Origin of the sequence: Phaeobacter sp. JH20_08, from assembly GCF_048056635.1 — a bacterium.
GTDB lineage: Bacteria > Pseudomonadota > Alphaproteobacteria > Rhodobacterales > Rhodobacteraceae > Phaeobacter > Phaeobacter bryozoorum.
This window is the reverse complement of sequence record NZ_JAYMVV010000005.1, coordinates 99070-121193: the sequence shown is the minus strand read 5'-3', so window position 1 is coordinate 121193 and position 22124 is coordinate 99070. Positions and strand designations below refer to the sequence as shown.

Sequence of the window (22124 nt, the reverse complement as noted above, 5' to 3'; positions counted from 1 at the left end):
CCTGCCGCGCAGCTTAAGGGAGAATTTCTGTCGGGAATGATCGCTTGGCAAACGACCGGACCTGCCTCAGAATATGTGCCATAGTATTGATTGACACAGGCTCTTCCTGTGGGACACCTTGCACGTGCTGCAATTGCAGCGAAACACACGGCCTTTAAAAAAAGGCAGGGGGATCCCGGTTGCTGCGGCTGCGAAATGCGGACTGCGCGGTTGGCCTCCCGGGACTATGAATGGCAGAGGACCCTAACTGATGACCAATGTAGTAATTGCATCCGCCGCACGCACCGCCGTCGGCAGCTTTGGTGGCGCATTCGCCAATACCCCCGCCCATGATCTTGGCGCCGCAGTGCTGGAGGCTGTGGTTGAACGTGCCGGGATCGACAAATCCGAAGTTTCCGAAACCATTCTGGGTCAGGTGCTGACGGCGGCACAGGGTCAGAATCCCGCTCGCCAGGCCCATATCAATGCCGGCCTGCCACAGGAATCGGCAGCCTGGGGGATCAATCAGGTCTGCGGTTCCGGTCTGCGTGCCGTGGCACTTGGCGCCCAGCACATCCAACTCGGTGACGCGGCCATCGTCTGTGCGGGCGGTCAGGAAAACATGACCCTCTCGCCCCATGCCGCCAATCTGCGCGCCGGGCACAAAATGGGCGATATGAGCTATATCGATACCATGATCCGCGATGGCCTTTGGGATGCCTTCAACGGCTACCACATGGGCCAGACTGCGGAGAATGTTGCCGAGAAATGGCAGATCTCCCGTGACATGCAGGATGAATTTGCCGTTGCCAGCCAGAACAAGGCCGAAGCGGCACAGAAGGCAGGCAAATTCGCCGATGAAATCGCAGCCTTCACCGTCAAGACCCGCAAGGGCGACATCATTGTGGATCAGGACGAATACATCCGCCACGGTGCCACCATCGAGGCCATGCAGAAGCTGCGCCCCGCCTTCACCAAGGATGGTTCGGTCACAGCCGCCAATGCCTCAGGCCTGAACGACGGCGCCGCGGCCACCCTGTTGATGAGCGCCGATGACGCCGAAAAGCGGGGTATCGAACCGCTGGCCCGGATCGCCTCCTATGCCACCGCAGGTCTGGACCCCTCCATCATGGGCGTTGGTCCGATCTACGCCTCGCGCAAGGCACTGGAGAAAGCCGGCTGGTCCGTGGATGACCTCGATCTGGTTGAGGCCAACGAAGCCTTCGCAGCGCAGGCCTGCGCCGTGAACAAGGACATGGGCTGGGATCCGGCAATCGTCAACGTCAACGGTGGCGCAATCGCAATTGGTCACCCGATTGGTGCCTCCGGCTGCCGCGTCCTCAATACGCTGCTGTTTGAAATGAAGCGGCGGGGTGCCAAGAAAGGCCTCGCCACGCTTTGCATCGGCGGCGGTATGGGCGTTGCCATGTGCGTGGAGCGTCCCTGAGGCGCATTATTCTGACCATATCAAGGGCGCCCGATTGGCGCCCTTTTCTATATGGAGCGCATTTTACGATAGCTTTGTCGAAGAGGGCGACGCAGCGTCGCACTCCGTATCGGCTCCAGCGCCCGGATTCACGGAGCAATATAATTGCGAAATCAAAAACAAAATAGTAGCAAGATTACCAAGTCAAATAACGGAGGACTTTTCCATGGCACGTAACGCACTCGTCACCGGCGGCTCTCGCGGCATCGGCGCTGCAATCTCACAGGCGCTGAAAGCGGAAGGCCATACTGTGGCGGCGACCTATGCCGGTAATGATGAGGCAGCGGCGAAGTTTACCGATGAAACCGGCATCAAGACGTACAAGTGGGACGTTGCCAGCTACGAGGACAGCGCCGCTGGCATCGCCAAGGTTGAAGCGGATATCGGCCCGATCGATATCGTCGTCGCCAATGCAGGCATCACCCGCGATGCTCCGTTCCACAAGATGACACCGGAGCAATGGCAGCAGGTGATCGACACCAACCTCACTGGTGTCTTCAACACCGTGCACCCGATCTGGCCCGGCATGCGCGAACGCAAGTTCGGCCGTGTGATCGTGATCTCCTCGATCAATGGTCAGAAAGGGCAGTTCGCTCAGGTAAACTATGCCGCGACCAAAGCAGGCGACCTCGGCATCGTGAAATCTCTGGCCCAGGAAGGGGCGCGGGCGGGCATCACCGCCAACGCGATCTGCCCAGGCTATATTGCGACCGAGATGGTGATGGCCGTTCCTGAGAAGGTCCGCGAGTCGATCATTGGCCAGATCCCAGCTGGCCGCCTGGGTGAGCCGGAAGAGATTGCTCGCTGCGTGACCTTCCTCGCATCAGAGGACTCGGGCTTTATCAACGGCTCCACCATTTCGGCCAATGGCGCGCAGTTCTTCGTGTAAGACCGCACCGAGCACAGATGGCAAGGGCCGGTCCACTGGGCCGGCCCTTTTCCAATCCCGTAAGGACATGCGCGCTATGCCCAGCGGGAAACCCCGGCACGCAGCCGCGTGGCGCGACGCGGTGCGAATATACGCGCCCACAGCGCACGTACGACCTGGCCGCGCTCCTCATGTGCGCGTTGCAGGGCGAGTTTTACGGTAGCACTGGCAGAATATTCCATCGTTTCGGCCTCCATTCAGATCAGTGTTGCTAACTTGACCTAGATATGCGCCTTTTCGTGACAACAGACAAACGAGACTTCTCAGCACTTCACTTAAGTATTACTTATCTCACATGTCTGATCGCCTGCCACCACTGACCGCCCTGCGCGCCTTTGAAGCCGCCGCCCGCCATATGTCCTTTGCCCGTGCGGCACAGGAGTTGAACGTGACCCCGGCAGCGCTGTCATTTCAGATCAAATCCCTGGAAGAGCATTTGGGAACACCGGTATTCCGCCGCCTGAACCGCGCCGTCGAGCTGACGGAAGCAGGGGCTGCCCTGGCGCCCGGGACGTCTGATGGGTTTCAGGCACTGACGGCAGCCTGGCGCGCGGCAATCCGGCTACAGGACGATGGGGTCCTGACGGTCACGGCCGGCCCTGCCTTTACCGCGAAATGGCTGGCGCCGCGCTTTTACGAGTTTGCGCGCGCCCACCCTGAAATCGACCTTCGGTTCTCGGCCAGCCTGCGCCGTGTTGATCTGATGCGCGACGACGTCGATGTGGCGATCCGTTTTGGCTACGGCCCATACCCAGACGTCTATTCAATGCCGCTGCCTGTGGAGTGGGTGATGCCGGTCATGACACCTGATATCGCGCAGCGTTACCCCACCGTCGCCGCGCTGAAAGACGCGCCGCTAATCCACGACGATTCACTGAACTTTATGTCACCGCAGCTCGACTGGACCGCCTGGTTCAAGTTGATGGGTGAGGAGTTCAACCCCACCCATGGCGCCCGCTTCAGCAACGCCGACCACGCGGTGGATGCCGCTTTGGCAGGGGCCGGGGTGGTTTTAGGGCGGCGCGCGCTGGTGGTAAAGGATCTTGCCGAAGGGCGTCTGGTTGCCCCCTTCAAAACGGCGCTAACCGGCAAGGCCCGATTTAGCTTCCTCTGTCAGAAAGGCGCTGAAACGCGCCCGCAAATCGTGGCATTCCGCGACTGGATCCTGGCCGAAATCGAAAAGACCGCCGCTGTGTCAGATGGGCTGACCATCGTGTCGGTAGACAGTCTCACATGACCAGGAACCGCGCAACGGCAACCGGCTTTGTCGCGGTATTGCTTTGGTCGCTACTGGCTGTTCTCACCGTTGGCACTGCGCCGACCCCACCGCTCCTGTTGAACGCCTTGTGTTTCACAATCGGCGGCTCATTGGGCCTCATATGGTGTTGGCGCAGTGGTGGCCTCACGGCACTGCGACAAGTGTCATGGCGGGTCTATCTCTTCGGCAGCCTTGGTCTCTTTGGCTATCATGCGCTTTACTTCTCCGCGCTGAGGATGGCCCCCGCAGCCGAAGCAGGGCTCATTGCCTATCTCTGGCCATTGCTGATTGTGCTGTTGTCCGGCCTGCTGCCCGGGGAAACACTGCGCGCGGGGCATTTGCTGGGGGCCCTCCTCGGCTTCGCCGGTGCCGCAACAATCATCACCGGTGGCGGAGCCGAGTTTGATGCCGCGGCACTGCCCGGCTATGGGCTTGCGCTACTCTGCGCACTGACGTGGTCGGGATATTCCGTGCTTGCGCGACGCCTGGGGACAGCCCCCACCAGCACGGTTGCCGTATTCTGCCTGATCACTGCGGCAGCATCCTGGGGCCTTCATTTCGCGCTGGAAGAAAGCCATTGGCCCATCGGCATCAGCGGTTGGGGAGCGACAGTCGCGCTGGGTCTGGGGCCGGTCGGCCTTGCGTTCTATGTCTGGGACATCGGAGTGAAACAGGGTGACATCCAACTGCTCGGCACCAGCTCTTATGCAGCACCTTTGCTTTCAACACTGATCCTTGTTGTTGCAGGAATTGCGCCTGCGTCATGGACGCTGGCGATTGCAGCCTGCCTGATAACAGGCGGGGCGCTGCTGGCCGCGCGGGCCAATGCGACGCCCTGAAGCATCCATCTACCGGCGCATCCCTCCCCAGGGCCGCAACAGAAAATCCCGCGCCAGACGCAGAAACAAGAAGGGGTCACCAGCCGTGCTGATGACCCCTAACAACCAATCGGTTCTGCCTCAGGCACCGCAGCGACGGGACTGCGGTCACCTCAGATCAGACCACTCTCTCAGACGGCAAGTTCCTCCGTCGAGAGACGTTTAATTTCTTCTTTGAGTTTCAGTTTCTGTTTCTTCATCGACGCGATACGCAGCCCGTCGGTCGCGGGTGAGCGTTGGGCGTGTTCGACTTCCATGCTCAGATGCTCGTGCTTCTTCTTTAGTTCGGTCAGATGCGAGCTGAGGCTCATGTCATTCCTCCTTCTTTGAGCGTGTTGCGTACAAAGTGAGTGGAACACAAGATTATTGCTCTGTCACGCTGCAGAAGCATATATTTTGTCATGAAACCGTCATTTCGGCATGTCCTCGCCGAATGAGAGCCGATTCTCCGCGAGTCTCCCGCAAATATCAGCTTGGCCAGGGCAACCCATGGCCATCACGAAGAACAGCCCGGATCTCCGCCTGGTAGTTTTCGGCGTCACGCAAATGTGCTTCACCGTTGTGCAGGATCAGCGGCGCATGCAGCCTGAACCCTGCACGGCCACCCTTGCGCGCCCGCAGCAGAACCAATTCGGCGCCACGACCGACACGGGCGGCCAATGGCAACACCTCAAGTGAGCCCAGACGTCCAAAACAGGCCCCAAGCATTTCCGGCAGGCGATCGGCCCGCTGGATCATGTGCAGATATCCCTTATGGGTGAGGCGTCGCGCTGCGGTATCGAACCAGACGGTCAACTCCGTCGCCCCGCCGAGTGCAATCTGCCGCCCCACGTCCTGCGCCGGACTGTGCGCACCGGCGCGATAATAGGGCGGGTTGGCGATGACATGGTCAAACTGGATCTGGCGCAGATCCACCGGCAGTGCTGCCAGATCAGCCTCGACGATCGTGATATCGACTGCGTTCAGCGCGGCATTGCGTCGCGCCAGATCGGCATAATCGGCCTGAAGCTCGACCCCGGTCAGGTCCAGATCCGGGACCCGCGCAGCCAGACATAAGAGAGCCGGACCGCCTCCGCAGCCCAGCTCCAGCACCCGATCACCAGGCTGTGCAGGAACGGCTGCGGCCAGCAGGACAGGGTCGACCCCGGCGCGATACCCCTGCTTTGGTTGCAACAACTGTACCCGCCCACCCAGAAACGCGTCCTGGCTAAGAGCGCTGTCCTCAAATCCCGACATCAGCGCAGCGGAATATCATTGTCACGCATCACGCGCTCGGCAGCGGCATGATCATCGCTGCGCACCATCAATCTGCGCGGGAATATCCCGATACCACCTTCAAGGATGCTCATATTTACGTCCATTTGAAAGCAGTCTATATCCTCACCCTCAAGAAGGGCGGTGGCAAAGGCCATGACAGTTGGGTCGGTGCTGCGCAAAAGTTCCTTCATAGGGATGGATCTAAGGGCAAGGGCTGCGCCTTGTCGAGCCTTGCAAGCGGGAAAACGATGAATCAAATCCTGACGCAAAAGCCGCATGACATGCTGGCCGCGACACTCAGCGACGAAATGGCAGCGGTCAATACGCTGATCCAGACACGCATGGCCTCGAAACATGCGCCGCGCATTCCCGAGGTAACGGCCCATCTTGTCGAGGCCGGCGGCAAGCGTTTGCGCCCGATGCTGACCCTCGCGGCAGCGCGCCTGTGTGGCTACAGCGGTGAAAACCACGTGAAACTGGCAGCGACCGTTGAATTCATTCACACCGCCACCCTGCTGCATGATGACGTGGTTGACGAAAGCGGACAGCGCCGCGGTCGTCCGACAGCCAATCTCTTGTGGGACAACAAAAGCTCGGTTCTGGTCGGCGACTATCTCTTTGCACGCAGTTTCCAGTTGATGGTGGAAACCGGCTCTCTGCGGGTGCTCGATATCTTGGCCAACGCCTCGGCGACCATTGCCGAGGGTGAAGTTCTGCAAATGACTGCGGCCAGCGATCTTGCCACCGATGAGGCCGTGTACCTGCAGGTTGTGCGCGGCAAGACAGCAGCGCTGTTCTCCGCCGCAACTCAGGCCGGTGGCGTTGTCGCCGGCGCACCCGAAGCTCAGGTAGACGCGTTGTTTGCCTATGGCGATGCGCTTGGTATCGCCTTCCAGATTGCCGACGATCTATTGGATTATCAGGGTGATAGCTCCGCGACGGGAAAAAACGTCGGCGATGATTTCCGCGAACGCAAGCTGACCCTGCCGGTGATCAAGGCCGTTGCACAGGCCACCGCAGAAGAGCGCGCCTTCTGGGTTCGCACCATTGAAAAGGGACGTCAGGATGAGGGCGACCTCGACCATGCGCTGTCCCTGATGGACAAATACGACACGTTGGCCGCGACCCGCCGCGATGCGATGGAATGGGTTGCCAAGGCACAGGACGCCTTGACCTCCCTGCCAGAGGATCCGATCCGCCAGATGCTGCATGATCTGGCCGACTATGTTGTCGCCCGCCTTGCCTAGGCCTAAAGAATAACCGGATTAACGCCTGAGAGGCCCGCACCGCTGCGCAGGCTTTTTTGGCTGTGCGCCGGTCATGCCAGCAACCGGCCCGCGCGCACCCACCAGTCAGGATGTGCCGCCTGCAAGGTGGCAGCCGCCGCCTCTGCCGTCGCCTCGTCGGCAAATAACGCGTAGCAGGTCGCACCTGACCCCGACATCGCGTGAAACAGCGGGGCCAAACCCGACAGCGCGTCGAGAACCGCTCCGATCAGAGGCTCGAGCATGATTGCCGCCCCCTGCAGATCGTTGCGCTGACCCGAAAGCCAGGCCGCCAGCTCCTCTGCGCTCTGCCAAACGGGTAGCCTTTCGGGCATCGGTGGGTTGTCACGTTTCTCCATCGAACGAAAAATCGCGGGCGTGGCGACTGACACCCCCGGATTTGCCAGAACAATCGCGCAGTCGGGCAAGGCTGGCAGCCGCTCCAGCTGCTCACCGATACCACGCATCCGCTGGGCGCCCGGCTCCATGCAAACCGGCAGATCCGCTCCCAAGGGGAGAACCTCTGCAACTCCGGGAAGAGGTACCTGCCACAGCTCGCACAGGACCCGCAACGTCGCCGCCGCATCGGAGGACCCGCCCCCGATGCCAGAGGCCGGTGGCAGCTGCTTATCCAACCTCAGCTCCGCCCCCCGCTCGACCTGTAAAAGCTCAGCCGCTTTCATCATCAGGTTGGAGCTGTCGGTCGGTACACCCTTTGCCATGGCGCCCCCCACCCGCAGGCTCAGGGCGTCGGCAGATACAGCCGTGATCCGGTCCCCGATGTTAGCAAAGACCACAAGCGAATCCAGCAGATGATAGCCATCTGTGCGCTGGCCGGTCACATGCAGGGTCAGATTGATCTTGGCCGGGGCAAATCCCTCAACCGTCATGTGCCACGTTCAACGGCGCCGCACCCTCTTCGGCAAGAACGGCATCAAGCCCGCTTTCCAGCTTGCGGCGAATGCGCTCAGGGTCGGCTTCACTGTCAGTATCTTCGGGGTCGATGAACGACAGCGCGCGCTTCCACTGGAACTCAGCTTCCCGCGCCCGCCCGACAGCCCAGTAAACATCCCCGAGGTGGTCGTTGACCACAGGGTCGACCGGCATCAATTCAACCGCGGTTTCCATATGGCCAACCGCCTCTTCATAGCGACCCAGCCGATAGAGTACCCAGCCGAGGCTGTCGACGATATAGCCCGCGTCAGGGCGCGCGGCGACAGCGCGTTCGATCATCGACAGCGCCTCGTCCAGTTTGATCTGCTTCTCCACCAGAGAATAGCCGAGATAATTCAGAACCTGTGGCTGATCCGGGCGAATTTCGAGTGCGGCGCGGAAATCCGCCTCTGCCTGCTCCCAATTTTTCAGCCGCTCGTGGCAGATGCCACGGGCATACAGCAGGAACCAACGTCCCTCCACGCTTTCATCCATCAGCCCCAGCGCGGTGTCATAGGCAGCGACGGCGCCGCTGTAGTCCTCCTGCTGCCGCAACAGATCACCCAGATTAGTGTGGACCGGTGCCTCTTTCGGGAAATCACGCGCCAGCTGCTGCAGGACCTCGGCGGCCGCATCAGGTTTGGCGGCGCGACGCAATGCTTCGGCGCGTCCCAGTTCTGCGGCGTGGTAATCCGGATGCTCGCGCGGCACCTGCTTGTAAAGCTCGATCGACAGGGCGTAGCGGCCCAGCTGGTCAAAGAGCTCCGCAGCCAGCAACAATGCGTCCACGTGATCTTCGCGCAAGGCAGCTGCGACACGGGCATACATCAGCACATAGTCATCGGCCATTTCACCATTAAGGGCAGCCCCCATGGTGAAGAACACTTCGGCAATGCCCTGTGTCGGCGTGGCCGCCAGCGTATAGGGAAGGGTTTCGCCGTCCTTCAGCCGTGCGGACAGCGCTGCAAGCCCCGGATCCAGCTGCCCATTGAAGGCGTCGGACAGCACATCGAGCGCCTGTTCATTGCGCCCCAGCTGCGACAGAATCTCAAGCCGCGCGATCACCGCCCGACGCGAGGTATTGGTCAGCTGGCCCTCCTCGGCGGCAAACAGGGCCTCCGCCCCCTCGTAATCCCCGACAGAGGCCAGCGCCAGCGCCCGGTGATAGCGCGCGAAAAGGCCAAGCCCCTCTTTTTCACCCAAGACGTCAAACTGTGTCAGCGCATCGGACACTGAACCGGCGCCCAGATGTGCCCAGCCCAACAGCAAGCCATCCACCAGGGCATTGATCTCATACTGCCCCTCTTGCTGAGAGGTCACGCGTTCGATGATGGTCTGATAGTCCTCGGTCAGGACCAGGTTGGCAGTGGTAACGATATTGGCGACCTGACTGCGCGCGCCCATCTCCGACAGGCGGGCGGCGACCGGCGCGGCCCCTTTGATATCACCCAGCGCAAGCCGGGAAAACACGACATGCTCCATGAGCAGCGGGTTCTTCGGGTCGCGCACCAGCGCGCGGTTGTAATAATCCGCGGAGGCGCGAAAATCACTATCCAGGGTAGCAGCCCGTGCCGCCAGATACGCACCCGCCAGCCCATCTGCACGCACCGCATCGGCCTGTACCAGTATCGGCAGGGTGGTCGCCACGGCAAGAGCCGCTGCGCTTGTCAGGCTGCGAAAGAATGGGACGGGCACGGGGGGCCTCCTCGTTGGTGACTGGTCAAATACTGCCTCGCCACAAAGCGTAGAACGCCGCCCCTTAACACGCAATGGGGCAGCCCGCAGGCTGCCCCAATTATTCCGGCAAATACCTGCCGAAACCGATCACATATTCGGGTAGTTCGGCCCGTCACCGCCCTGCGGCGTGGTCCAGGTGATATTCTGGCTCGGATCCTTGATGTCACAGGTCTTGCAGTGGACGCAGTTCTGGAAGTTGATCACGAACTCCGGCTTGCCGTCCTTCTCCACCACCTCATAGACACCCGCCGGGCAATAGCGCTGCGCAGGCTCCGCGAACTTTGGCAGGTTGACGCTGATCGGCGTGTCCAGATTGCCCAGACGCAGGTGGCAGGGCTGGCTCTCTTCGTGGTTGGTCGCCGCAAAGGCAACGTTGGTCAGGCGGTCAAACGAGAGCACACCATCGGGTTTGGGATAGTCGATGGGTTTGTGCTTGGAGGCTTCCTCGGTTGCCTCTGCGTCATTTTTACCGTGACCCAAAGTGCCAAACAGCGAAAAGCCCAACGTATTGGTCCACATATCCAGACCACCCAGCATCAGCGAGGCGGTGAGGCCCCACTTCGACCACATCGGTTTGACGTTGCGCACTTTCTTCAGGTCGGCACCGATCGCGCCGTCGCGGACACTGACCTCATAGTCGGCAAGTTCGTCGCCCGAACGCTCAGCCTTGATCGCGTCATAGGCGGCTTCGGCGGCTGCCTTGCCCGACAGCATGGCGTTGTGGTTGCCCTTGATGCGCGGCACGTTGACCATGCCAGCCGAGCAACCCAAGAGCGCCACGCCGGGGGCGACCAGCTTCGGCATCGACTGATAGCCACCTTCGGTGATCGCACGGGCGCCATAGGCCACGCGCTTACCGCCTTTCAGCAGCTCAGCCACCATCGGATGGTGCTTGAAGCGCTGGAATTCCATGTAGGGGTACAGATGCGGGTTCTTGTAGTTCAGGTGAACCACGAAACCGACGTAAACCTGATTGTTGTCGAGGTGATAGATAAAGGATCCGCCACCCGCGTTGGACCCCAGCGGCCAGCCCATGGTGTGGGTGACAGAGCCCTCTTTGTGCTTGGCAGGATCAATTTCCCAGATCTCTTTCATGCCAACGCCATATTTCTGCGGCTCCTTGCCGTCAGACAGGCCATATTTGGCAATCACTTCTTTGGAAAGCGAGCCGCGCACACCTTCGGAGAGGAAGACATATTTGCCGTGCAGTTCCATCCCCGGCTCGGTGTTCGGACCATAGGTACCGTCGGATTCCAGACCAAAGACACCGGCAACCACGCCTTTGACTTCGCCATTGTCACCATAGACCAATTCGGAACAGGCCATACCCGGGAAGATCTCGACGCCCAGCTCTTCTGCCTGCTCAGCCATCCAGCGGCAGACATTGCCCATCGAGACGATGTAGTTGCCATGGTTGTTCATCAGCGGCGGCATCGGGAAGTTCGGGATGCGGATCTGCCCCGCCTCACCCAGCATGTAGAAATTGTCGTCCTTGACCGGAACGTTCAGTGGCGCGCCTTTTTCTTTCCAGTCGGGGATCAGTGCATCCAGCCCGCAGGGGTCCAGCACCGCGCCGGACAGGATATGCGCACCCACTTCAGAGCCTTTTTCCAGCACCACGACCTGCAGGTCGCTGTCCAGCTGTTTCAAACGGATCGCCGCAGACAGACCAGCCGGGCCTGCCCCAACGATCACAACGTCGTATTCCATTGCTTCGCGTTCAATCTCGGCCATCGAAGGCTCCTTAGGCTATGGCTCAGGACCAGCCCGTGTAGGCTGTGCGTCCTTGGCGCAATTTTCTTTCGCGGTTGCTTAGCGGGTGCCAGAGGCTCTGGTCAATCCAAACTCTACGTTACGATGATCTAGAACCCTCAATTGCGACAAATGGTGCGTCAAATATCGTCATTTGGCGCGCCGTTCCCGTCTTTGGCCAGATCCGCTGGCCGGTCCCCCATCAGATAGCGCGGCCCCTGCCCCTTGGAAGCGGCAGCATCATCCGGATTGTACAACTTGCAATTGGGCAGCGACAGGCAGCCACAGCCGATGCAGCCATCCAGATTGTCACGAAGCCGCTCCAACGTTTCGATTCGGGCGTTCAGGTGCTCGCGGAACTGCGCTGAAAGCCGCGTCCAGTCAGCCTTGGTCGGGGTGCGCCCACCCGGCAGGCTCTTCAGAAACCCCTGGATCTCAGGCAGGGAAAACCCAAACTTCTGCGCGATCATCACAAAACTCAGCCGCCGCAGGTCCGCCCGGTGGAACCGCCGTTGTCCTCCCGCATTCCGCCAGGGCTCAACCAGACCCTGCGACTCATAATAGCGGATAGCAGACACGGCGAGCCCGGTTCGCTCCGCAAGATATCCGATCGACACGCCAGCTGACTTTGCCATAACCCCTCCATCATTCTGATAAACAACTGAAAAATAATAGGTTTACAGATTCACCTTCAAGGTAAAGAAAAACCTTGATCTAAAGTTAGGTTGAGAATTTAGCCTACAGGTAATCGATCCAAAATGACAAGCATCGGAGCCTGATATGACTGTACGTCTTGAACATGCAAACATCACCGTTTCTTCCCCTGAAGCCACCGCCGCCTGGATGCAGGATGTGTTCGGCTGGCGCATTCGCTGGCAGGGTGAGGCTATCAACGGCGGCTACAGCCTGCATATCGGTGGTTCTGACAGTTATCTTGCGCTCTACTGCCCCCCGGAACCGCTGGCCAAAGCCCCGATCAGCTACGGCATCACCGGAGGGCTCAATCACATTGCCGTCGTCGTTGATGATCTGAGCACGGTCGAGACCCGTGTACGGGATGCAGGCTTCACCCCAGGTGAGCATCACGACTACGAGCCGGGTCGCAGGTTCTACTTCCGCGACCGCGACAATATCGAATTCGAGGTGGTGGAATATGATGCTTGATCTGCTCTGGCACGCCAGCCGCCCGCGCGCGGTCCTGCCTCCGCGCCTCATCACGCCTGACGCCGAACGCTCGAAGCGGCAACCTGTGATACAGCCACGCTTCGGGCGGGAAGAAACCCTGCTCGGGTACAGCCGTCTGCTAAAGCTGCTGCGGCAACTGGATCCGCGCCCGCGGGTGCCCCGTCACAGCATCACCGGCAAGACGTCCACCACGGCGCAGGTTCGCTGACCTTACTCCGTAACGGCAGGACTGCGAGGCGCCCGCCCGTCGTCCCGCCTGTCCATGACGCGTTTGCCGCCACACCGCGCCCCGGACAGGCGCAAAGCGGACAGGCGTAAAAAAGCGGAGTTTTCCGCCTGTTGGCATGAAATCGCTGTGGACAGCCCCTGCCGCCCTCTTGCATTCGGCGGCAGGATTGGGTCAGGTAAATGAGACATAACCGGTTTGTCCCGCTGTCAGTCTGGCAGTGGGACAAACCGGTTTTCCTATAGACGCGAACCGCCACGGCCGGTGGCAAAACCTGACACGATATCTGGACACAGACATGGAAAAGATCCCGATGACCCCTGCGGGTCACGCCGCCCTAGAAGCTGAATTGAAGACCCTGAAGTCGGTCGAACGCCCGGCCATCATCAAGGCCATTGCCGAAGCCCGCGAACTCGGCGATCTTTCGGAAAACGCCGAATATCATTCCGCGCGCGAAAAACAGTCCTTCATCGAGGGCCGCATCAAGGAGCTGGAAGGCATCCTGTCGCTCGCCGATGTGATCAACCCGGCCAAACTGTCCGGCGCGATCAAATTCGGCGCCAAGGTCACCGTCGTCGACGAAGACACCGATGAGGAAAAGACCTGGCAGATCGTCGGCGAGCATGAGGCCAATATCGAAGCGGGCCTTCTGAACATCAAATCCCCGATCGCCCGCGCTCTGATTGGCAAGGAAGAAGGCGACAGCGTCGAGGTCCGCACCCCAGGCGGCGACCGCGCCTATGAAATCCTCAAGATCGTCTTTTCCTGATACGCATTACCGGCTCGGCGCCAGTCACCGGCGCCCCGCCATGTCCATCTCGCCGCCGCGCCATGCGGCATATGCCAATCTCTCTCGCCACCCTCTGTTTCGAGCAACAGTATGACCCGCACCAGTTCCACCGCTGCAAAGCCGCCCACCAGCGCCCTCGACGCGCCGCCGGAACGACCGGTCTTTGGCCTGATCGAGGCTGCGGCGCTTGCGTTGAGCGCGTTGTGGCTGCTCGTGGTTGTCGCAGTTTTCGTGCTGGGTGGTACGCCTGACGCGACGCCTGCGGCGGGATGGTCGGATATCCTGCTGCGGATCGTAGCTGTGGTCCTGCCTGTCCTCCTGATCTGGGTCGGTGCTATCGCCCTGCGATCCGCCCAGGTGATGCGGGATGAATCGCAGCGCCTGCACGCTGCCATCGACGGAATGCGCAACGCCTATATCGCCCATGCGCAGCAGGCGGCTTCGGTCTCCGAACCCTCCGTCACACGCAAGTTGGACGAGATTGCCGCCGCGACCCGCAAGACGGAAACCGCCCTCGCGACATTTCACACCAGCCGCCGTGATCGACCCATGCCGGGCATATCCACCACCGCGGCGACGGGCGGCGACGCGACCGATCAGGGACTGCTGGCGCTTGGCACGCCCGCCGAGGATTTTGCAGCGCCGCTGCCTGCTCCGCAATTGATCCGGGCCCTGAATTTTCCTGAAACCGCCGAAGACGAGGAAGGCTTTGCCGCCCTGCGCCTTGCCTTGCGGGACCGCAAAGCCGCCCAGATCATTCAGGCCGCGCAGGATGTGCTCACCCTGCTCAGTCAGGATGGCATCTACATGGATGACCTGCGCCCCGATATGGCCCGACCAGAGATCTGGCGACAGTTCGCCCAGGGCACACGCGGTCGCGCCGTTGCCGCATTGGGTGGCGTGAGGGATCGCAGCTCACTTGCCCTGACAAATGCGCGGATGAAACAGGATCCGATCTTTCGCGATGCCGCACATCATTTCCTGCGCCGCTTTGACCAGATGCTGGCGGAATTTGAACAAGAGGCCAGCGACGCCGAGATATCATCGCTTGGCGAAACCCGCACCGCCCGCGCCTTCATGCTGCTGGGGCGGGTCGCTGGCACCTTTGACTGACGGTTTCCGCCCGCGCTCCGGTTACATGCCAAAACTGGCGTAGGGAATAAAACGGACGGGATCCCCCGGCTGAATCACCGCAGCGCCATCCGCCAGTTCCACCAGACCTTCGGCCCAACTCAGCGAACTGACACGGCCCGACCCTTCTGATTTGAAGACCTCGACCTGACCGTTGCGTACACGGGCGCGCAAATATTCTCGCCGTCCTGGCTTTTTGCGTTTCTCAAAGGCGGCTGGCAAATCAAACCCCTGCGGCTCAGCCCAGCTTGCCCCCGCCATCAGCCCCATCGCAGGGCGGGCAAAGATCAACGTGCAGACCATCGCGGCCACCGGATTGCCCGGCAGACCGAACACCGGCGTTCCCTGCCAAATCCCCAGCGCCAGCGGTCGGCCCGGTTTCAGGGCAATCCGCCATTGCTGCATGGCCCCGCTTTCGCGCAGCAGCGCCGACATATGATCCTCATCCCCGGCAGAGGCACCGCCACTTGTCAGGATCACATCCACCGCCTCAGCCGCAGCGTCCAGGCGACGTCGCAGCGCGGCGCGATCGTCGGCAGCTTTGCCCAGATCCACAGCGTCGAACCCCATCTTTGCCAGCAGCGCGAGCAGCATCGGGCGATTGGCATCGTAAATCTGCCCTGCCGCAGCCGTCTCACCCTGCTCGACCAGTTCATCTCCCGTCGATAGCACACCCACCCGCAGCAGTTGCCGCACCGGTAGCTCAGACAATCCCGTGGCAGAGGCCAGCGCCAGATCCGCAGGGGTCACCACGCGACCCTTGGTTAGGATCCGATCGCCGACGGCGGCATCTTCGCCAGCCCGGCGAGTATTGGCGCCCAGTTTAAGTGGTCCGTGAAAAGCAATCTGCGCACCATCGCAGGTTACGTCCTCTTCAAGAATGACGGTATCAACCCCCCTAGGCAACGCCGCCCCTGTCAGAATGCGGATGGCCTGGCCCGGAGCAACCGCGCCTTCATGGGCCAGCCCCGCCGCCGCACGCCCCTCGCTCAGCTGCATCACCTGCGGCCCCTCTCCGGCGGGACCCGCAAACCCGTAGCCATCCACGGCCGTGTTCGCCTGTGGCGGGTTGCTGCGCGCGGCAAAAACATCCTCAGCCAGAACCCGCCCCAAAGCCTGCCCCAATGGCAGAACCTCTGCCGCCGTCACTGCCGTGAGATTTCGCCGTAAGTGATCCAGCGCGTCATCCACCGGTGTCCAATCGACGCCTGCTGGAAGAGCAAAGCAATCATTACGCAGGGGTGGCGGGGCAAGGCTCATATCTGGTCCACTCCCAGGATCCAGCCCTCTTCGGGCGCTGTGACGGTCAATAACTGGTCCAACTCTGCCATGTGCAGGCCCGACAATTCTAGGGACACCTTATGCACCTGCCAGGCATCCTTGATCCAGTGATCCGGCGCGGGGCCTGCCAGAAGGGTCGGCCAGATCTCCACCAGAGCCACCGGCGTGTCCAGGGATTCAAACGGCCAGACAGCGACCTGCCCGGCAAAACGCTTTCGCAGGCGTGACAGAACCGGCAGGCCCATCATCACCTGGCTGCCCACGGCACCTGCCCCGGCCATCTGCCAGCAGGTAAAGCTGCCCTTGGCCCGATGCTCAACCGCGCGGCGGTCCGGGAACGGGTTGCGATAGCGGTCCTTGCGACGCGGCAAACCGTCGATGTCGCGGGCTAGCCCATTGGCCCAGAATGGCCCTTGCCCACCAAAGCGGCGATTGATCGCCCCCGCCAGATCAAAGCGGTTGTTAGACTTTGGCGCATCCTCAATATGTGTCTCAAACCAGTCCCACAGGCCAAGAGGATCATCCGAACCCGTGATTGCATCGCAAAACCCCGCCGGATAGCCAAAGGGGAAATCAAACCCAAGCATCAGGCGACGCCCGGCGGTCAGTTCTGCCTCGACCAGCTCGGTGAGCCACAGCTCCGCCAGCTGCCGATTGCGCAGATATACTGGTTCATCCGCTGATCTATCGCGGCTGACGCTGGCCCAGATGGCATCCTTGCAAGGGCTTGGCCCGCGGTCGTTGCCGCCAGACCAATCCACCATGGCAAAGCTCTGCCATCCGCTCAAAGGGAAATCTCCCCGGCGATGAAATCGGCAATCGCCACCGTGTCGTCCAGATCGAAAACCGGCCTGTCCAGATGCAGCGGAATGTCACTGGCAACGGCACGAATCGACCGGTCCTCAGGCGCGATGAGCGGCTGGCCCGCCGCTGTGCGATAGGCCTCAATCTTCGGATGCACCTCGCGTTTGAACCCCTCGACCAGCACCAGATCCACAGGCCGCAGACGGGCCAGCAGCTCGGTAAAGCTGGGTTCGGCCATGCCACGCAGTTCCTGCATGATCGCCACCCGATTGGGCGAGGCAAGGATCACCTCGGCGGCACCCGCCATCCGGTGGCGATGGCTGTCAGTACCGGGTTGATCCACATCAGTGCTGTGATGGGCATGTTTCAAGGTCGACACGGTAAGACCACGTCTGCAGAACTCAGCCACCAACCGCTCCATCAGCCCGGTCTTGCCACAGTTCTTCCAGCCGGTGACGCCATATATTTTCATCGCAGCAAGGCCTCTGCCCGGGCCAGGTCCTCAGGCGTATTGACGTTGAAAAACGGATCAAACGGATCCGCCTCAAACAGGGCCTCCTGGCCGCCGTGACGGTCTGTCCACAAAACCACCTTGCGCAGGCCGCCCTCCAGCGCCGCGCGCAGGTCATCGCGCAGGGCAACAGGCCAAAGACCAAAGGTCGGATGCCGGTTCACCCGGCCGCCGCCACCGGATTTCAGATGCTCCTCGCCGGACTTTGGCGTTGTCGCCAGCACCAGCGGATGTTGCTGCCCGGCGGCGCTCTCCTTTAGCCGCAGAACCAGATCCTTTGGGAAGAACGGCGTGTCGGCAGCCACCGTGACAATGCTCTCGGCTCCCTGCGCTGCCGCCCAGTCCAACCCGGCAAGCACGCCCGCCAGAGGACCTGCGAAGCCGTCAATACTGTCGGCGATCACCGGCAACGCAAGATCGGCAAAGCGCGCAGGATCACCATTGGCATTCAGCGCGATACGCTCGACCTGCAGCGACAGACGGTCGATCACATGGGAAATCAGACTGCGTCCCCCAATCCGCAAGCGTCCCTTGTCACCGCCACCCATCCTTGTGGCCAACCCGCCAGCAAGGATGATGCCCAATGGTTTGCTTTGTCTCACGACATCTCCTCTCTGCGCCTGATGCCACATCGTCTGCTGACCATATCGCGGGCGGTCTGCGCCTAGTGGTCCGCACTCTTGCGCCGATGCGCTTTTGCCTCAACCGGCACCTTTGCCGGATCCACATCCCGGATCAGCCGATCCTCTCCCGACAGGCAGATAAACCGCTGCCCCCGCATCCGCCCGATCAAAGTGAGACCCAGCTCCTGTGCGATCTCCACCCCCCATGCGGTAAAGCCGGATCTAGACACCAGCACCGGAATCCCCATCATCGCGGTTTTGATCACCATCTCCGAGGTGAGCCGCCCGGTGGTATAGAGGATTTTGTCGGAGACCTCCGCGCCGGTGCTCTGGATCCAGCCGGCGATCTTGTCCACCGCATTGTGCCGCCCCACGTCCTCCATATAGACCAATGGGCGATCTTCTTGGCACAGAACCGTGCCATGAATGGCGCCAGCCTCAAGATAGAGCGAGGGGGTGCGGTTGATCTTATGCGCCAACGCATAAAGCCAGGAGCTGCGCACCGCTGTCTGCGGCAAGCTCACCCCTTCCAGCCCCTCCATCATGTCACCAAACACAGTGCCCACCGCACAGCCTGACGTGCGGGTCTTCTTTTGCAGCTTGTCTTCGTATGAGGTCTCAACTGCTGTCCTTACGACCACGGTATCCAGCTCTTCATCGTAATCGATGGCGGTGACCTCATCACCGGGATTCAACATCCCCTGATTGCGCAGAAACCCCAGCGCCAGATATTCGGGGTAATCGCCAATGGTCATGGCGGTGACGATTTCCTGACGGTTGAGGTAAATCGTCAGCGGTCGTTCCTCCACGACAGAGATCTCCGTCGCGGTCCCCGTGTGATCAAACCCCTGAACCACCCGTGTCAGCCGTGCATCGTTCGGCGCAGGTGCAATCACATATTCAGCCAGTATCGACGCCAGGTCGGAGCTGTTCTCAACCATCATCAATTGCAAACCTCCGCCAGCAGGCCTATGCCGTTTCAGCAATAACCTAGGACCTGATCATGGCAATCACCACCACGAAATCGGCCTTTTGGAAGGGGTTTCGCGATGGCGCGCCTTTCCTTCTGGTGTCCGGACCATTTGGGCTGCTGTTTGGCGTTCTTGCTGCCGAAGCGGGACTGATTGTCCCTGAGGCCATGGTCTTCTCCCTGTCGGTCTTTGCCGGTTCGGCCCAGTTTACAGCGCTGCAACTGATGCAAGAGAACACGCCTGTTCTGATCATCCTGATTTCAGCGCTTGCAGTAAACCTGCGGGTGGCGATGTATTCGGCATCGCTGACGCCGTACCTCGGCGGCGCTCCGTTGTGGCAACGCGCCTGTGCGGCCTATCTCACTGTCGACCAATCCTATGCGCTCTCGATCGTCCAGTTCGAAACCCATCCGCAGATGACCCTATCACAGCGCATGGCCTATTTCTTCGGCACAAATGGCTGCGTGGCACCGGGCTGGATGCTCGCAACTTATATCGGGGCGTTGGTCGGCACCCAGATCCCGGCCAGCTGGGGCCTCGACTTTGTCCTGCCGCTGGCGTTCCTGGCCATGATCGGCCCAATGCTGCGCACACCGGCCCATGTCATTGCCTGTTTCGCCGCTGTCGCCACCGCGCTGCCGGCCACCGCGCTGCCCTACAATCTTGGCCTGATTGTTGCCGGTCTTATCGGCATGATGGCTGGCGCCCAGGCCGAGCTCTGGCTGGAGCGCCGCAGCATTGCAAAGGATCCGTCATGACCCAGCCCCCCGATCCGACGTTGCTATGGACGATCATCATCGGCCTTGCCATTGGCAGCTTCGCCCTGCGCTTTGCCTTTATCGGGCTGATGGGCGGCAGGACCATGCCCGTTTGGCTGATGCGCCATCTGCGCTATACTGCGGTGGCGATCATTCCTGCGCTGGTGGCGCCGCTGGTGGTCTGGCCGACGCCGACCGGTGGCACCCCCAGCCTGCCCCATCTCGCCGTCGCCGCGGCGGTCTTCGCGCTCGGGTACTGGACACGCAATGTCCTGATCGCCATGGGCAGCGGCGCTGTTGGCTTCCTGCTGCTCTTTCTGTTGGCAGGCTGATCCATCCCGACAAACAGACAAAAGCCGCAGACGATGCTGCGGCTTTTCCCATCTATAGCTGTGCCTGAACGTGGCAGCATCACCCGCCTGCGTTCAACGCCGCATTGTTCTTTGCCAGCCCCTCTTGCAAGTCTGCGCTGTCGTTTTCACGGTAGCGTTCGGTCGTCACCCCCGGCAAGGCGCCAAACTGTTCCGAGAGATTTCCAGGGTAGAAAGTCACATCCAGCGTCTCAAACCCAGGTACCTGCTTCAGGATCGAGGCCGTGGCATTGGCACAGAACGCGCCCGGAACCCGACCGTTTGCCCGTACCAGCTGATAGGCGCGCTGCGCCTGCTCGGGCGTCACTTCGATCCGCTGCACCACCACATGATGGGTGCTGCGCGCATGTGATCCGCGATAGGCTTTCTCCACCCCCGGCGTGATGCCAAAGAGCACATCATCCCGCTCCGGCACCACATCGGCATAGAATGACCCGGCAGGGTCAAAGATCACCCGTTCCGAGGCATTGATCATCAGCGAGGTATGCGCGCCCTGCCCGGTACGATTGTTGATCATCGTATAAAGCGTCAGCGCAGGCGGACCATTATGCCGATAGGCAACCCGTTCCAGCGTGGCGTCATCCGCGTTGGGCTGCTGCTGGGCGGCACAGGCCGAGAGCAGCGCCACACCGGCGCACACAAGCGCAAGCCTTAGCCCGCTCGCAAGGTGCCGGGCGCCACAACGCCCGCTCAGATCAGAACCATTCACGAGGGTGATCAGGTTGCAAAAATCGCGAGGAACACTGCAAAGAGCAGCGCTGCGATGCAGAACCGTGTCGTGAACTTGATGAAGCCGTTGTAGGTCTTTTCCTGAACGGTGATATCCATCGAACCGTGCTTATGGTCAGCCATGTGTCCATTCCTATTCGCGTCTGTTTTCCGCTGAATACTGGATTTCACAGACCCTGTCACCACGTCAATCGGGCGCAGCCAGGGCAAATCACCGGGCAATTCACCGGCCAAACACCGCTTGGCAGTGACCATAGCCGTAGCCCCAGCGCCAGCTCAGCCCGCTGCAAGGCGCGCCACCGAATCGCACCGCAGCATACATGGCGGTTGCGACCGGTGCGGCGATGGCCGCTGTTGGGGACTCCCGGCTGCTGAGTTGCGTCTCTACACAGCGGCGCAGAGCCTGATCCGCGGCCAGTCTTGCCTGCTGGCTGGCGGTGGCCAGATCTTTGTCGCGACCATCAAGGATTCGGCCAGATGATCCGATCCCGTCGGCATCGTGATAGAGCAGGTCATGAGCCACGCAACAGGCCTCAAACGGCGGACCGTCGGCTGTCTCTTCCCTGCCACTGAACTGGCGCCAGATCGCAGACAACCCACCGCTACAGCCATCGGTGGCAAAGGGGGCTGGCCTGCCATCTGCTGCCGCGACCTCCTGCATGAGGCCGCGATGAGCTGCACGCTCCAACATTGCCCAATAGCCCGCCGCAACCGCGTCTTCGGCGGCCGCAACGCTGCTGAGCGCGCCGAACAGAAGTGTGGCAACACCCCCAGCGCAACAGGCTGCCCGAACGTCAGGTCTCAGCCGGATCACTCTCAAGGTCGGACACCAAACGAAAACCGATCCGATTGGCAGGTGCCGCCTCATTCCGCTTCGGCAGGGCCCGCAACATCACGTTGAGCTGGCTGACGTGTTGGACCAGCTGCGTGCGCGCGCCGCTGGAATCGCTGCCGTAATAGGTGATGATATCGGGGTCGAAGTAGCCCATACCCTCGATCCGCATCACACCGGCATCGCCGCCGGCAAACCCCATCGCGACCTCATGCTCGCTATCCAGCTGCTCCTCGAAGTTCTTGATATAAAGGATCAACCGTTCATAGGCCCAGCGTGCGGCGCTTTTCTCGGCAACGGATTTTTGCAACGGCATCTGCACTTTTTCGATACCGGTGCAGGCGTCGGGATCCGCGTGGACCTCGTGAACGCAGGGCAGAACGGCCGCCTCTGCCGCCTCGGCGCTGGTTGCGATCTCATCGGTCATGATCTCTCCCTT

General features: G+C 61.0%; 27 protein-coding genes. 11 read left to right on the top strand and 16 right to left on the bottom strand.

The features are described 5' to 3' along the window. Positions 1-250: 250 nt before the first annotated feature. The 4 genes from VWY75_RS02660 to VWY75_RS02645 all read left to right on the top strand — a co-directional run bounded on the left by VWY75_RS02660 (position 251) and on the right by VWY75_RS02645 (position 4490). Positions 251-1426 carry an acetyl-CoA C-acetyltransferase gene (locus tag VWY75_RS02660; RefSeq protein ID WP_340544269.1) on the top strand — a complete coding sequence of 392 codons (1176 nt, stop codon included), beginning with the start codon at positions 251-253 and terminating at the stop codon, positions 1424-1426. Positions 1427-1631: 205 nt separating this feature from the next. Next, positions 1632-2354 (top strand): acetoacetyl-CoA reductase, encoded by a 723-nt coding sequence (phbB, locus tag VWY75_RS02655; protein ID WP_416536434.1) that lies wholly within the window; start codon positions 1632-1634, stop codon positions 2352-2354. 334 nt (positions 2355-2688) lie between these two features. Further along, a complete protein-coding gene (locus VWY75_RS02650; protein ID WP_340544266.1) occupies positions 2689-3630 on the top strand; it encodes a transcriptional regulator GcvA in 942 nt (313 codons plus the stop codon). Continuing rightward, positions 3627-4490: a DMT family transporter gene (locus VWY75_RS02645; protein ID WP_416536433.1), complete on the top strand. Its 864-nt coding sequence runs from the start codon at positions 3627-3629 to the stop codon at positions 4488-4490. The genes VWY75_RS02650 and VWY75_RS02645 overlap by 4 nt, the downstream gene beginning before the upstream one ends. Positions 4491-4660: 170 nt before the next feature. Here the strand turns inward: VWY75_RS02645 and VWY75_RS02640 are convergent, their stop codons facing one another. From VWY75_RS02640 to VWY75_RS02630, 3 genes are all read right to left on the bottom strand, one after another. Then, complete coding sequence (locus VWY75_RS02640) at positions 4661-4840, bottom strand: YdcH family protein (protein ID WP_340544264.1); 180 nt, start codon at positions 4838-4840, stop codon at positions 4661-4663. A 157-nt stretch (positions 4841-4997) separates the two neighbouring features. Continuing rightward, entirely contained in the window at positions 4998-5765 is a 768-nt protein-coding gene (locus VWY75_RS02635; RefSeq protein ID WP_416537178.1) for a tRNA1(Val) (adenine(37)-N6)-methyltransferase, read from the bottom strand. After that, entirely contained in the window at positions 5765-5977 is a 213-nt protein-coding gene (locus VWY75_RS02630; RefSeq protein WP_340544262.1) for a DUF2007 domain-containing protein, read from the bottom strand. Before VWY75_RS02630 ends, VWY75_RS02635 begins: the two co-directional genes overlap by 1 nt. 57 nt (positions 5978-6034) lie before the next feature. Here VWY75_RS02630 and VWY75_RS02625 point away from each other — a divergent pair, with 57 nt between their 5' ends. Further along, positions 6035-7033 (top strand): polyprenyl synthetase family protein, encoded by a 999-nt coding sequence (locus VWY75_RS02625; protein ID WP_416537177.1) that lies wholly within the window; start codon positions 6035-6037, stop codon positions 7031-7033. 71 nt (positions 7034-7104) lie between these two features. Here VWY75_RS02625 and VWY75_RS02620 read toward each other — a convergent pair whose 3' ends face one another. From VWY75_RS02620 to soxR, 4 genes are all read right to left on the bottom strand, one after another. After that, positions 7105-7941 carry a 4-(cytidine 5'-diphospho)-2-C-methyl-D-erythritol kinase gene (locus VWY75_RS02620; protein WP_416537176.1) on the bottom strand — a complete coding sequence of 279 codons (837 nt, stop codon included), beginning with the start codon at positions 7939-7941 and terminating at the stop codon, positions 7105-7107. Continuing rightward, the gene (locus VWY75_RS02615) at positions 7931-9679 is read right to left on the bottom strand and encodes a tetratricopeptide repeat protein (protein ID WP_416536429.1); all 1749 of its coding nucleotides are present in this window, start codon (positions 9677-9679) and stop codon (positions 7931-7933) included. The genes VWY75_RS02620 and VWY75_RS02615 overlap by 11 nt, the downstream gene beginning before the upstream one ends. A gap of 129 nt (positions 9680-9808) precedes the next feature. Continuing rightward, a complete protein-coding gene (locus tag VWY75_RS02610) occupies positions 9809-11455 on the bottom strand; it encodes a 4Fe-4S dicluster domain-containing protein (RefSeq protein WP_416536428.1) in 1647 nt (548 codons plus the stop codon). A gap of 158 nt (positions 11456-11613) precedes the next feature. Continuing rightward, a complete protein-coding gene (gene soxR / locus VWY75_RS02605) occupies positions 11614-12108 on the bottom strand; it encodes a redox-sensitive transcriptional activator SoxR (RefSeq protein ID WP_340544256.1) in 495 nt (164 codons plus the stop codon). 145 nt (positions 12109-12253) lie between these two features. On the opposite strand from soxR, the gene VWY75_RS02600 reads away from it, so the two are divergent. The 4 genes from VWY75_RS02600 to VWY75_RS02585 all read left to right on the top strand — a co-directional run bounded on the left by VWY75_RS02600 (position 12254) and on the right by VWY75_RS02585 (position 14787). After that, positions 12254-12637, top strand: coding sequence for a VOC family protein (locus VWY75_RS02600; protein ID WP_340544255.1), 384 nt, complete (start codon positions 12254-12256; stop codon positions 12635-12637). After that, positions 12627-12866: a hypothetical protein gene (locus tag VWY75_RS02595; RefSeq protein WP_416536426.1), complete on the top strand. Its 240-nt coding sequence runs from the start codon at positions 12627-12629 to the stop codon at positions 12864-12866. Before VWY75_RS02600 ends, VWY75_RS02595 begins: the two co-directional genes overlap by 11 nt. 316 nt (positions 12867-13182) lie before the next feature. Next, the gene (gene greA, locus VWY75_RS02590; RefSeq protein WP_340544253.1) at positions 13183-13653 is read left to right on the top strand and encodes a transcription elongation factor GreA; all 471 of its coding nucleotides are present in this window, start codon (positions 13183-13185) and stop codon (positions 13651-13653) included. Positions 13654-13764: 111 nt separating this feature from the next. Then, complete coding sequence (locus VWY75_RS02585; protein ID WP_340544252.1) at positions 13765-14787, top strand: hypothetical protein; 1023 nt, start codon at positions 13765-13767, stop codon at positions 14785-14787. A gap of 21 nt (positions 14788-14808) precedes the next feature. On the opposite strand, the gene glp is transcribed toward VWY75_RS02585, so the two are convergent. Genes glp through VWY75_RS02560 form a run of 5 tightly spaced genes read right to left on the bottom strand, consistent with a single transcriptional unit; the run spans position 14809 to position 18968 of the window. Further along, positions 14809-16065, bottom strand: coding sequence for a gephyrin-like molybdotransferase Glp (glp, locus tag VWY75_RS02580; protein ID WP_416537175.1), 1257 nt, complete (start codon positions 16063-16065; stop codon positions 14809-14811). Then, the gene (locus VWY75_RS02575) at positions 16062-16874 is read right to left on the bottom strand and encodes a molybdopterin guanine dinucleotide synthesis (RefSeq protein WP_416536423.1); all 813 of its coding nucleotides are present in this window, start codon (positions 16872-16874) and stop codon (positions 16062-16064) included. Before VWY75_RS02575 ends, glp begins: the two co-directional genes overlap by 4 nt. Further along, a complete protein-coding gene (mobB, locus tag VWY75_RS02570; protein WP_340544247.1) occupies positions 16871-17362 on the bottom strand; it encodes a molybdopterin-guanine dinucleotide biosynthesis protein B in 492 nt (163 codons plus the stop codon). The genes VWY75_RS02575 and mobB overlap by 4 nt, the downstream gene beginning before the upstream one ends. Further along, positions 17359-18033 (bottom strand): molybdenum cofactor guanylyltransferase MobA, encoded by a 675-nt coding sequence (gene mobA, locus VWY75_RS02565; protein ID WP_416537174.1) that lies wholly within the window; start codon positions 18031-18033, stop codon positions 17359-17361. Before mobA ends, mobB begins: the two co-directional genes overlap by 4 nt. Positions 18034-18065: 32 nt before the next feature. Further along, positions 18066-18968 carry a formate dehydrogenase accessory sulfurtransferase FdhD gene (locus tag VWY75_RS02560; protein WP_340544245.1) on the bottom strand — a complete coding sequence of 301 codons (903 nt, stop codon included), beginning with the start codon at positions 18966-18968 and terminating at the stop codon, positions 18066-18068. A 59-nt stretch (positions 18969-19027) separates the two neighbouring features. Between VWY75_RS02560 and VWY75_RS02555 the strand changes: the two genes are divergently transcribed. After that, complete coding sequence (locus VWY75_RS02555; protein ID WP_416536421.1) at positions 19028-19753, top strand: AzlC family ABC transporter permease; 726 nt, start codon at positions 19028-19030, stop codon at positions 19751-19753. After that, on the top strand, positions 19750-20085 hold the full coding sequence (locus tag VWY75_RS02550) for an AzlD domain-containing protein (protein ID WP_340544242.1): 336 nt from the start codon (positions 19750-19752) through the stop codon (positions 20083-20085). The genes VWY75_RS02555 and VWY75_RS02550 overlap by 4 nt, the downstream gene beginning before the upstream one ends. A 79-nt stretch (positions 20086-20164) precedes the next feature. Here the strand turns inward: VWY75_RS02550 and VWY75_RS02545 are convergent, their stop codons facing one another. The 4 genes from VWY75_RS02545 to VWY75_RS02530 all read right to left on the bottom strand — a co-directional run bounded on the left by VWY75_RS02545 (position 20165) and on the right by VWY75_RS02530 (position 22112). Beyond that, a complete protein-coding gene (locus VWY75_RS02545; RefSeq protein WP_416536420.1) occupies positions 20165-20833 on the bottom strand; it encodes a hypothetical protein in 669 nt (222 codons plus the stop codon). An 8-nt stretch (positions 20834-20841) separates the two neighbouring features. Beyond that, positions 20842-20976, bottom strand: a complete 135-nt coding sequence (locus VWY75_RS02540; RefSeq protein WP_340544239.1) for an aa3-type cytochrome c oxidase subunit IV — start codon at positions 20974-20976, stop codon at positions 20842-20844. Positions 20977-21076: 100 nt separating this feature from the next. Beyond that, entirely contained in the window at positions 21077-21667 is a 591-nt protein-coding gene (locus VWY75_RS02535; protein ID WP_416541607.1) for a hypothetical protein, read from the bottom strand. Next, complete coding sequence (locus VWY75_RS02530) at positions 21648-22112, bottom strand: DUF6173 family protein (RefSeq protein ID WP_340544237.1); 465 nt, start codon at positions 22110-22112, stop codon at positions 21648-21650. Before VWY75_RS02530 ends, VWY75_RS02535 begins: the two co-directional genes overlap by 20 nt. Positions 22113-22124 lie beyond the last annotated feature (12 nt).